At 45.0% G+C, this 12323-nt stretch carries 10 protein-coding genes; 8 read left to right on the top strand and 2 right to left on the bottom strand.

From position 1 onward, the window contains the following. The first annotated feature begins 148 nt into the window (after window positions 1-148). From KNQ13_RS01885 to KNQ13_RS01860, 6 genes are all read left to right on the top strand, one after another. Complete coding sequence (locus tag KNQ13_RS01885; RefSeq protein ID WP_014969710.1) at window positions 149-583, top strand: methylglyoxal synthase; 435 nt, start codon at window positions 149-151, stop codon at window positions 581-583. Window positions 584-680: 97 nt separating this feature from the next. Continuing rightward, entirely contained in the window at window positions 681-836 is a 156-nt protein-coding gene (locus tag KNQ13_RS01880; protein ID WP_014969711.1) for a hypothetical protein, read from the top strand. A gap of 126 nt (window positions 837-962) precedes the next feature. Then, window positions 963-1628 (top strand): response regulator transcription factor, encoded by a 666-nt coding sequence (locus tag KNQ13_RS01875; protein WP_014969712.1) that lies wholly within the window; start codon window positions 963-965, stop codon window positions 1626-1628. Continuing rightward, complete coding sequence (locus KNQ13_RS01870; RefSeq protein ID WP_014969713.1) at window positions 1625-2998, top strand: sensor histidine kinase; 1374 nt, start codon at window positions 1625-1627, stop codon at window positions 2996-2998. The genes KNQ13_RS01875 and KNQ13_RS01870 overlap by 4 nt, the downstream gene beginning before the upstream one ends. Window positions 2999-3117: 119 nt before the next feature. Next, on the top strand, window positions 3118-3603 hold the full coding sequence (locus KNQ13_RS01865; protein WP_014969714.1) for a competence protein ComK: 486 nt from the start codon (window positions 3118-3120) through the stop codon (window positions 3601-3603). Between the two features lie 102 nt (window positions 3604-3705). After that, window positions 3706-4116, top strand: a complete 411-nt coding sequence (locus tag KNQ13_RS01860) for a hypothetical protein (protein ID WP_014969715.1) — start codon at window positions 3706-3708, stop codon at window positions 4114-4116. A 101-nt stretch (window positions 4117-4217) separates the two neighbouring features. Here KNQ13_RS01860 and KNQ13_RS01855 read toward each other — a convergent pair whose 3' ends face one another. Together KNQ13_RS01855 and KNQ13_RS01850 are read right to left on the bottom strand one after the other, a co-directional pair. Further along, window positions 4218-4559, bottom strand: a complete 342-nt coding sequence (locus KNQ13_RS01855; RefSeq protein ID WP_014969716.1) for a hypothetical protein — start codon at window positions 4557-4559, stop codon at window positions 4218-4220. Between the two features lie 59 nt (window positions 4560-4618). After that, window positions 4619-4999, bottom strand: coding sequence for a truncated hemoglobin (locus tag KNQ13_RS01850; protein ID WP_014969717.1), 381 nt, complete (start codon window positions 4997-4999; stop codon window positions 4619-4621). A 335-nt stretch (window positions 5000-5334) separates the two neighbouring features. Here KNQ13_RS01850 and addB point away from each other — a divergent pair, with 335 nt between their 5' ends. Together addB and addA are read left to right on the top strand one after the other, a co-directional pair. Further along, entirely contained in the window at window positions 5335-8766 is a 3432-nt protein-coding gene (gene addB, locus KNQ13_RS01845) for a helicase-exonuclease AddAB subunit AddB (RefSeq protein WP_209547897.1), read from the top strand. Beyond that, entirely contained in the window at window positions 8763-12314 is a 3552-nt protein-coding gene (gene addA, locus KNQ13_RS01840; protein ID WP_014969719.1) for a helicase-exonuclease AddAB subunit AddA, read from the top strand. Before addB ends, addA begins: the two co-directional genes overlap by 4 nt. Window positions 12315-12323: the final 9 nt, after the last annotated feature.

Genomic DNA, 12323 nt, shown 5'->3' with positions numbered 1-12323 from the left:
GGGAATCCTTGTTTTCAACATCACTTTTTACGACTACATAAGACAAACCCTCATTTCAACGTTGAAATGAGGGTTTGTCTACGATCTGAAAACTTCAGGTTTCTGAAGTTCTTTTTGTGTGCATATAGGTAAGGAAGGGGGAAAAGATATGAACATTGCTTTGATTGCACATGATGAAAAAAAGGACGAAATGATGATGTTTACACGGGCGTATGAAACCTACTTCGCCAAAAATACATTGTATGCGACGGGGACGACGGGGCAACGAATCATGGAAGCGACGGCATTATCCGTTCACCGCTGTAAGTCGGGACCACTTGGAGGAGACCAAGAAATCGGTGCGATGGTCGCACGGGGCGAGATTGATATCGTCATCTTTTTACGGGATCCTTTGACCGCCCAACCCCATGAACCGGATGTCTCAGCCTTGATCCGCTTATGTGACGTCTATGATCTGCCGCTTGCGACGAATGTCGGGACAGCTGAAATTTTGATTAATGGTCTGGAGCAAGGTGAGTTTAAATGGCGTGAAATCATTCGAAAACGACATGAAGTGGAACAACAGAAATTTTTAACCGATTAAATCTGTGAGAATGCTTCTCATTTTCTATCAAGCATGATATAGTCGTATTGAGGATGATACTGATTATCAATTGCGATAGAAAAGGGTGGCGAAAACAGTGGAAATTATTTTAATGACTGGCGTAACAGTCTTACTTGGTGGCGGCGCAACGTTCCTAGCACACGTAGTGAAAACGGAACGTCGTCATGTATCGGCGAATGTTAAAACACATGTAGAACGTGCGACGTATCCATCGTTGCGTCTCGTAAAATAATTTTTTTGTGACGTGCGCCTCTCTTTTCTAAAAAGAGAGCGTTTTTTTTGTACAATTTTTGATTCTCCCATAATTTTGCGGAAATCCTTTGTTACACTAAAAAAAACAACTTAAGCAGGAGTGATGATGATGCATACGATTTATTTAGTGGACGACGAAGTAAACCTGAACCGTGTTTTAGTCAAGTATTTGGAACAAGAAGGTTGGCAAGTTAAATCGTTTACATCAGGAGAAGCTGCAGCATCGGCCATCATCGAAAAACCTGATTTATGGATACTTGACATCATGTTACCCGACGTAGATGGTTTTCAGTTAATTAAGCGGATTAAAGCCCATGATGAGACGACACCCGTCATATTCATCTCGGCTCGTGACGAAGACATCGATAAAATCATTGGACTGGAAATGGGGTCTGACGATTATATAGCCAAACCATTTTTACCCCGCGAACTGGTCATTCGTGTGAAGAAAATTCTAGCACGGACCTATGCAACACCCAAAACAGGAGTCATCCGGTACGGAGATTACACGATTTATCCCGAAAAACGGATTATTGAAGAAAATGGTCAGGAAATTGATTTGACCTCAAAAGAATATGACTTATTGATTTTATTTGCGACGCAGATTGGGACGCCGATGTCCCGGGAGCAAATCCTGATCAGTGTATGGGGCGATGATTATTTCGGATCAGATCGTGTCGTCGATGATCTTGTGCGGCGTGTCCGTAAAAAACTGTCGAAACTTGAACTGGAGACGATTTATGGGATTGGGTATCGTCTGGTGGCTGCATGAAAAACCGGAGTTTGGGTTTTCAGATTTGGGCGATGTTCTTACTCGTCATTGCCACTCTTTCAATCGTCATTTTGGTCGTCATCCGGTCATCCATCGGCAACTTTATCGATGAACAAGTCTATGCGACGCTTGAAAACAGTGAAGTCTTTTTCTCGGAAGATGCTTCCGTCATCGAGATGCTGCAAGAAAATCCGATTGAATTTGATCGACGCAAACAGGAGTCACGATCCGTCAATGTCTTGTTGTTATCGAAAAATGGGAAGTTGTATTATGGTGGTGCACCGCAACAGTTAGTGAATCAAATGTATCGGGATGCCATCAATCAAGAGGATAAGATGGAAAAATATACGACACGTCTTGACAAGGAAGATGTCTACTACAGTATTCTGAAGATGGAAATAAAGGGTGAGACCTATTACCGGGTCTCGTACGTCTGGGATGCCTATCGTCAAGAACTGATTACACAATTATTTTCAAAGATTGGCTGGGTTGTCGCGATTGTCAGTGTCCTGACATTGTTCATCGCTTTTTGGTTAGCTCGCCGATTGACGCATCCGTTGATTGAAATCGAAGGGGCGGTCGGGAAAATTGCAGCCCAAAAGTGGGATACTCCGTTGCCACTCGACCGGGGGGACGAAATCGGACGGCTGGCCCGCTCGGTGGACGCGATGCGAATGGATTTAGAGAAACAAGACAAAGCACAAAAGTCCTTACTCCAAAACATCTCGCACGATTTAAAAACACCGATCATGGTCATTCGTAGTTATGCCCAATCGATTTCGGATGGGATTTATCCAGATGGAGATTTGACGGGGTCCGTCTCTGTCATCGAAGAGGAAGCTGAACGGTTAGAGAAGAAAGTAGCTGCCTTGTTGTATGTAACGAAACTCGACTATTTTGAACTGGATCGTTCAAAATGGGATCATGTGGATTTAGATCGGATGGTTCATCTGCTTCAAAAACGGTTTGTCGGGACAAAAGTGTTGACCTGGAAAATTTCCGGTGAAGCCGGCATCGTCTTAGGGGAAGGTGAACAGTTGCGGGTCGCACTGGAAAACGTGTTGGACAATGCGATTCGTTATGCAGAGACGACGATTGAGATTCGCTTATCCGGAACAGCAGAGACAGCGACGATTGAAATCGAAAACGACGGTCCGCCGTTAGAGACGTCGTCACCACTATTCCATCAATTTTCTCGTGGGAAAGAGGGAAAATTTGGTCTTGGTTTGTATATCGTCAAGCGGATTGTCGAGCGGCATGAAGGAACAGTGACGATTGAGAATAAGCCGTCGGGAAATGAAAAAGATAAAGTTTGTGTGAAATTTAATTTTCCACGTCATTTTCAGGAACAGTCAGCTGAAAAAAAATAAGATCTTCAAAAACGAGATAGTCATATCTCGTTTTTTATTTTGGGAAATAATCCTGACACCTAAACCGAATCGTGTGGAATTTGATATAACCAACTTAATACAGGAAGGGAGAAATCAAAATGCGACATAAAATTACGGAAGAAACATTAGCACTGATTCCAAAGTACGGTCCGTATGGTGAACCACAAACTTTACTTATTCAAGAACAATCAGAAGTTGTATTAGAGGGGCATCCGATCAAGTTGATTGAAGAATCATGTTTGTATTTTGGTTCATCGATGCGGGGACGAATCGAGGCGGCACGCCATATTTTGGGGCCGAATCGAAAAACGCCGGTTTTGATTGACTGGAAAGCACAGACAATCTTTTTCCCGACGACAGCTAAGGAAAAAGCAGAGTGCATCTGGATCAACTTTAAACAGATGAAAACGGTCCAGAAAATCGGTAAAACCGTCCAAGTTGAGTTTCAGACAGGACAACGGATTGATACGGATGCTTCTGCCTACAGTATCGAACGACAACGGATTAAAACGTTAGAACTGGCTTACGAAATGCAACGAAGATTTCAAGAAGAACGACCAATGACGTTTAATAAAGCACGATAAGTGGAACAATCTAACAGGAATCATTACTTAACAAAGCGAATAGGAATGAATGAACGAGAGAGAGCCTAAAGGGAGGTGAAGCGGTCAAATGACCGCTGCACAATGAATGAATCATACGAATGGTTAAACAGAAGAAAATTACAACCTGGATTTGGTGTGAATGGAGGACGACGTTTCATCAGTTCGCGAATCGTCCGTCCGGAAAATACACCAGGTAAACGCGTTAAGGGTGTCAAACGAGCCCGTCAACTAATCGTCGATGACGCAGGAAATCGACGTTGGGTGACGAAACGGATTGTCGTAACAGATGCAGCAAAACATATGACGATCAATCGTCGCACATCCGTTGCCCAAAAAGAAGTAACGGAATCCCGTCTGCAACAAGTCAAACAAAAACTGACGTCGAAAAAAGTGCTTTTACCTGTACTGGCGGCAACAGGACTAGCGGTTGCGGGTGGCGTATTGGCATACGTCCTGCGTCGAAAAAAACGAAACACGCCCGAACAGAATTAATGAGCTTGTAATAGGTACATGCAAAAAGCCGTGCTCCCCATCAACTGATTGGGGGAACACGGCTTTTGCATGAGTAAACAGTCACAAGACGAATACGTTTTTTACAAGAATCGTTTACGAATCGACGTCGCGAGTGCTTTTTCAGAAATCTCTTCTAATTCTTTTTGGTTGGTCGGATCAAAACTGTCATTGTAGAAACGGCCGACAAACTCTACGCGATCATAATCAAGTTCTTTGAAAATCAAATGTTTATGATCATCATAGAAGACAACACGGTAATAATCAGAACCACGTTCAAGCGTAACGAGTGCGCGTATGTGTTCGAGTCGTTTCTGTTCATCGGACTTTTCTTCTTCGACAGGTTCCTCTGTCGTTTTGGCAGCCTCTGCTTGTTCGAGGGCACTCTTTACCAATTCACTCTTTTTATCTTGTTCTTCAGTCATAGTTATCGCCTCCACTTTTCATTTTACATTGAAATGTACCGATGAGAAAGAAAAATCCCTTATCCGTCTTGATGAGCATCGCAAATCCGAAGAACATTCATTGCACCAATCCGAAGACGTTCGATTAAAAGAGCAGCGGCTTCTTGATTTTGGATCGTCTCCTCGATGGCAGCAGTCATCAGTTCGATCCATCGTTCAGCATGCACACGTCTGATCGGTAAAAGACGATGAATCATCGCCAGGTTCATCCGTTCATCGTACAACTCATACTGCTTTGGACCACCCGTGAGCTGAGTCAAAAAAACGATTTGTGCGTGCTCGACACGTTGTCGATCAGCAGGGAATAAGGGACGGAGAAGGTCATCGACATAAACACGTTCATAAAACCGCATAACAAGTTGTTCGATTGCTGGTTGTTTTCCGAGTTTCTCGTAGAGCATGAATGTCCCTCTTTCCATTAACTATTCCTTTGAAATACATTATTATCTCAATCTTTACCCGCTTTTTGCAACTACTGACCAAAAGTTAAGGAATCTAATCGTTTCATCAAGGAAACCTTCGTTTCAAACCGGACGTTTGTTCGTATTTATGCGATAATCATACATATAAGAAAAAATGACGTGAAGCGACAACTCATGTCGCATTAACTAATAAAGGAAGTACTCGCAGCATCCGAACACAAACAGCAACGCAAACATTCGCCGACACTATACAAAGGAGGTGAAGGCCGGCTCCTCCCAAGACGGAAGTCAGGGAGCTACGCCGGCTGGAAACTATGAATTATATGCACTTAGGTCGTGCCGGTACAGGTAAGACTACCAAGTTAATTGAGGACGTCGTCGAACGACTCGTGAAGCAGCCATTAGGACCTCCGATTTATTTTATCGTCCCTGATCAAATGTCATTTGAAATGGAGCGGCGGATTGCGACCGATCCGCGTCTGTCCGGTCTTGTCCGAATGGAAGTCATGAGCTTACGGCGATTTGCCTTTCACATCATCCGTGATCATGGAAACCAAGCGATTCCTTTCTTAGACGAAACGGGGACACAACTTTTATTGCGACAAGTCGTGGAAGAAGCGGAAGAAGAGTTAAAAATCTTCAAACGGACTAAAAACATGCCCGGTTTTTATAAAGGATTGGATGAATTGATCGCATCGTTTAAACGTTCCTTAGTGGATCCTGACATGTTGCGTCAAATCAGCAGTGCTTCACCTGAACGTTCTCCTAAGCTAAACGACTTGGCGTTGATTTATGAACGGTTCACAGAACGGATTGCGGACAAAGCCCTCCATGCAGATGATTATTTTACGACACTCATCGATCTGTTACCGGAAGCGAATCTAAATGAGGCATGCGTATTCGTCGATGGTTTTTATGAATTTTCCTTACAGGAGCAACTCGTGTTACTCCGTTTGATGGAACTGACACAAGAAATGCATCTCAGCTTTACACTCGATGTCGAGGACGCCTATGCCAAACAGTCTGAATTTGGTGTATCACAACGGTGTTATATGCAGTTGATTGAACAGATGAACGAACGTCAGATTGAGCATGAAGAAATTCATTACGAGCAGCCTGTTAAATTCAAGAGCGCAGGATTACGGATGCTTGAACAAGCATTACTTTCACCGGGGTATCCGGCTGTCGATGAAGAAGTGGACGGATTGACGATTGTTGCTGCGGTAAATCGTCAGGTCGAGGCGGAAGCGGCTGTCAGAAAAGCTATCCAATTCGTACGGCAAAATGGATACCGCTTTAATGAAATTGCCTTTCTCGTGCGTCATCTCGAACCGTATGCGGATCATTTAGAACGGGCTTTCCAATTGTATGATATTCCGTACTTTCTGGACCAACGGGAATCGATGGTTCATCACCCGATCGTCGAACTAGTCCATGCGGTCCTCGAAATCGTCATGACAGGTTATCGGGAGGAGTCTGTTTTTCGATTGCTAAAAACAGAACTGATTCCGCTGCCGGCAGAGGACGCGCGATTAGCTCTCGATCGATTAGAAACCTTTGTGCTCGAACGAGGAATCAAAGGGTCGATGTGGAAAAAACCATGGCAACTCAAACGTCGTCTGGCGGATGAAGTCAGTTTGACGGATGATGAATTAAAAGAAGAACTCGAGTTGAACGAGTGGCGTCAATTTTTGATTGAAGCGATTGAACCCCTTGAAAAACGCTTTAAGGCTTCGAAGACGATGAGCGAATATACGCGGGCCTTATACCGTTTTTTAGAAGAACATCAGCTGACGGATCGTTTGATGGTCTGGAAACAGCAGGCGCTCGAGGCAAATGAATTGAGTCAGGCACGGGAACATGATCAAGTGTATGAAGCGGTACTACACCTTTTTGAACAACTAGAAGCAGCAGCTCCTGAGACGGTTTTGTCTACTGAACTATTTGTTCAAATGGTTGAGACAGGACTTGAAAGTCTTCGTTTCTCGCTTGTTCCTCCGTCACTCGATCAAGTGATTGCAACGGACTATGTCCGAGGTCGTTTACAACAGGTCAAGGTAGTCTTTTTACTTGGTGCAAACGATGGCTTGATTCCACTGGTGGAAGATCAATCGAAGCTGTTATCGGAAGGGGACCATGACTTTTTACATGATCAAGGGATCCCGGTCGGAAAAGCATCACTTGACGTGTTTGATGACGAGTTGTATTACCTGTACCAAGGTGTAACGGCACCAAGCGAGTCCTTGCATATCAGCTATGCACTTGTTGACGAGGATGGAAAGGCACTTCAACCGGCCTCGATCGTCAAACAAATCAAACGTCAACTCCTGCAGGACCGTCCAGTAAAAACCTATTTTGCGGAGGCCGGCGACCATGCACCGGATGATCAGCTACAGTTTGTGACGAGTCCAGACCGGGCAGCAGCTGCGACGGCAATTGAGTTAAGACGATTGCAACGTCGTTATCCGATTCAACAATCGTGGTTTGATGTCTACAATCTGTTGCTTGAGAACGGACGAGGGCGAGAACGGATGGCCCTGTTCTCGAGTGCGTTATTTTATCAGAATCAGGCAAAACCCTTGCCGGACGATTTAGCTCGGACCTTGTATGGGGACACGATCAAAGCGAGTGTTTCACGGTTTGAAACATACAATGCGTGCTCCTATAAACATTTTGCTCGCTATGGATTACGGTTAAAGGAACGGAAATTGTATAAATTCGAAGCGCCAGACATCGGGAACCTGTTCCACGGGGCACTCAATGATCTATCGATGAACATCAAGGCGTCAGGGAAACACTGGCGTGAACTCGATGATGAGTCGTGTAGTACCCTCGCAAAAGAGGCCGTCGAAAAAGTGACACCAGAAATTCAAAATGCGATTTTAATGAGTTCGAACCGATTCGGATACATCAAGAAAAAGTTGACCGATGTCGTCGAACAAACCGCAAAAATGCTTGTCAAACAAGCGGAACGGTCGGATTTCGAACCGGATTTATTTGAGATTAGTTTTGGGAATGCGATGTTTCCACCACTTCGGTTCACATTACCGGATGGAACAGAAATTGAATTTACGGGTCGAATTGACCGAGTGGACCAAGCGACGATCGGCGATCAGCTGTACGTCCGGATCGTTGACTATAAGTCGAGTGCCAAAGAGTTGGACTTTGCTGAAATTTATTATGGATTGGCGATTCAGATGCTTTTGTATTTAAAAACCGTCGTCGAACAGTCCGAAGTTCTATTTGATCGACAGGCCAAACCAGCCGGTGCCTTGTATTTCCATGTCAAAAATCCGATGTTACGTGGTGATTTGTCTGCTGATGAAACTGAGCGCAGTCGATTACTCCTCGAATCGTATCAGATGCAAGGTGTCATCGTTGAAAACGATGAGGTGTTGCGTGCGATGGATCAGATTGCATACGATGAACGAAAAAAATCACCGCTTGTCAAAGTGACATTTACGAAAACGGGTCTTCATAAATCGCATACGAAAGGTGTCGTCAAGGAAGAAGAGTTGAATGCCTTGATGGATCATGCCTGGGATGAATTGAAAACGAGTAGCCAATCAATGTATGAGGGGGATATTGCAATTGATCCGTTTGATTATCAAGAACGGACACCGTGTACGTTTTGTGAATATCGCTCCGTCTGTCAGTTTGATGAGTCACTTGGAAATGACTACCGCCAACTGGACACGTTGTCGGAAAAAGAAGTCTTGGAACGGTTGAAGGAGGAGACAGAATGAGTGTGCAATGGACGGATGAACAGCAACAGGCGATTGATGCGAGGGGAGGACATATTTTAGTCTCTGCCGCTGCCGGTTCAGGAAAAACAGCTGTATTAGTGGAACGGTTGACACAACGTGTCATCAATCAAGATGATCCATTGACGGCAGACCGGATGCTTGTTGCAACATTTACGAATGCAGCCGCAAAAGAGATGAAAACCCGTGTCATCGAAGCGATCGAAGCAAAGATAAAACTAGCCCCGGACGACATTTATCTGAAAAAACAACGGCAAATGATGAACCGGGCTCAAATTACGACGATTCATTCATTCTGTTTGTCCATCTTACGAGAAAACTATTACCGGATTGGTCTTGATCCTGCTTTTCGGATTGCTGAAGAAGCGGAGTTGTTATTGCTACAAGATGACGTACTAGAAGAAGTGTTTGAGAGCTTCTACGCAGCGGCGGATCCCGCATTTTATGAACTGATTGATAGCTATACGTCAGATCGAGACGATCAAGCGATGTTGACATTGATTTCGAATCTGTATCGTTTTTCCCGTTCACTTCCGGATCCTGAAGCCTTTTATGATCATTTGATTGCTCAGTACGATCAACCGATTGATCCGGATGAATCCACGTTATTGACGCGATTGCTTGAACTCGAATGGGAACGTGTCGCGCCAGTCGTCAACCGGTATCTGGAACTGTCCTATCGTTTACGGCAATCGGGATACGATGAGATGGCTGAGATGCTGATGCAGGATGTAGCACCGATGCGACAAATCAACCCACAAACTGACCGGTGGACGACCATTGCCCTTGCCTTCCAAGCGGTCGAGTTCGGACGCTGGAAAGGTGTACGTGGAGATGAAGAGATGAAACTGTTTCAAGCAGAACGGACACGACTCGTCAGTGATTTGAAAAAAATGCGGGAGTTGTTCGTTGAAAAGGACGGAGTCGACTATCTAGAGGACTTACGTTCACAGCTGGGGCATGTCCAAATGATCGTTATGTTGGTCCGTCATTTTTCGACCGCTTATCTAGAAGCGAAACAACAGCGCGGAATCGTTGATTTTTCGGATCTTGAGCATTTTGCGTTAGCGATTTTGGAACAAGATGGGGAAGCGACCGATGTTGCCCGTTTGTTGCAAGAGCGTTTCGTTGAGGTATTGGTCGATGAATATCAAGACACAAACGAAGTACAAGAACGGATTTTAAAACTCGTTTCGAAATCGGATGAGGCGACAGGTAATCTGTTTATGGTCGGTGACGTCAAACAGTCGATTTATAAATTCCGTCATGCTGAACCGGGGTTATTTCTCAATAAGTTTAAACGATTCCGACTAACCGATGTCGGGACACGAATTGATTTAACGAAAAATTTCCGGAGCCGTTTAGAAGTGTTGGACGGAACCAATCATATTTTCCGTCAGGTGATGGATGAAGCAGTTGGGGAAATTGATTACGACGAAGCGGCTCATTTACGATTGGGGAACCTGGGTTATGTCGAGTCGAACCAGGTAGAGCCAGAATTGTTGCTGGTTGATCAGACGGATACGAATAAAGAAGAACTCGAAGCACAAGTCATCGCAACACGAATCATTGAGATGGTAAACGATGAAAATCCGTATCTTGTATTCGATGCCAAACAAAAGCGATTCCGTAAATGCGAATACCGGGATATCGTTGTCCTCGTGCGTTCGAGAGGAAAACGGGTTCAGGCACTCGTCGATGTGTTTGAACAATATGAACTGCCGGTATACGCCGATACGACAGGTGGTTATTTCCAAGCAACTGAAATCCAAATCATGATGGCGTTATTAAAAACGATTGATAACCCGTTACAAGACATCCCGCTAGCCGGTGTATTACGGTCGCCGATTTTTGGATTGACGGATCGGGATTTAGGGCGTATCCGTGCCAAATCGAAAGAGACTACTTTTTATGAAGCGGCAGTGTTGGTGGCGCAAGAGGAGACACCGCTAGGGTTACGGGTGGATGAAGCACTTACACGATTACAACAATGGCGTACGGAAGCACGCGGCAAATCATTGGCGAGCCTGATTCGTTCCTTGTTCGATCAGACAGGGTACTTCGAGTATGTCGGTTGTCTGAACGGTGGACGAAGCCGGCAAGCGAACTTAAATGCGCTCTATGAACGGGCCAATCAGTATGAAGCATCCGGTTATCGGGGGTTATACCGATTTTTACGTTTGATCCACCGTCTAGTGGAACGAGGGGAAGATTTTTCAGAAGCCCGTTCTTTAGGAGAAGATGAGGACGTGGTCCGAATCATGACGATTCACCAGTCAAAAGGGTTGGAGTTTCCTGTGACAATCGTCAGCCAGCTCGGAAAACAATTTAATAAACAAGATCAGATGCAAGCAATCCAATTACACAAAACGTATGGGATTGCCCTGGATGCGATTGATCCAATTAAACGTCTTCGGTCCGGAACCTTGCTGAAAGAAGTCATTCGTCGCGAGATGGACCGTGAGATGAAGGCAGAAGAGATGCGGGTGTTATATGTCGCGATGACACGTGCTAAAGAAAAGTTGATCTTAGTAGGGGCAATCAAAGGACTGGAAGAGCAACTTTCGAAGTGGCAAGATCAACCGCTGGATGAGTTGCTTTTACCAGAAATCGATCGACGTAACGCCAAAACATATGCCGACTGGGTCGCACCAGCCGTCCTTCGGAAATTCATGTTAGACGAGCAGGAACAACAGTGGTCGCTCCGAATCATGACGCGAGATGACATTGCACCGTATCAAGAATTGACGAAAATGATTGATCAACTCGAGCATGTCCGAGCGCTCGAAAAAATTGATCATGTCGGGAACGAGCCGTTCAAACAACAAATCGAAGCGGCATTTGCCTATCAATATCCGTATCAAGTTGCTACTGATACGGCCGCCAAACAAACCGTCACAGAGTTAAAGCGGACGGAACAGCTAGAACGGGCTGCATTTGAATCGACATACCGTCAATCGACCTATTACCGGACACCCCAATTTTTAGGTCCGACATTGACAGGGGCTGAACGGGGGACCGTTCTGCATTTAGCGATGCAGTTGTATGAAGCTGGTCGAACCATCGAAGATCAGATTGTTGACTGGGAACGAACAGAACGGATTTCTGCTTTAGAAGCCGGTACGATGCGAGAAGCGATTCCGGAGCTCACGACGTTCCTGTCTTCAGCGATCGGACAGCTGTTTGAACAACGCTTGGCGACAGGGGATGTTTACCGGGAACTGCCGTTTACGTATAAAATTGATTCGGCGCGTTTCCGGAAGGACTGGCATGGTCCGAGTGACCAGGCTGTCATGCAAGGAATCGTGGATTGTTTGATTCAGGACGGTGAGACTTATATCCTGTTGGATTATAAATCCGATCAAGTGTTTGAGGCGATTGATGGTCAGGATCAGCATGACTTGTTACGAGAACGGTATGCAACGCAGTTGAATCTGTACCAAGAAGCTTTGGAATCGATTTTAAAAATCACGATTTCCCAAAAATTGATTTACGCTTTTGCACTCCATGAAGTGATTGAAATTCATTAAGGGACCTAC

Source organism: Exiguobacterium sp. s128, from assembly GCF_018618815.1.
Lineage (GTDB): Bacteria > Bacillota > Bacilli > Exiguobacteriales > Exiguobacteriaceae > Exiguobacterium_A > Exiguobacterium_A antarcticum.
The sequence above is the reverse complement of the archived record's forward strand: the minus strand, read 5'-3'. Positions and strand labels throughout refer to the sequence as shown.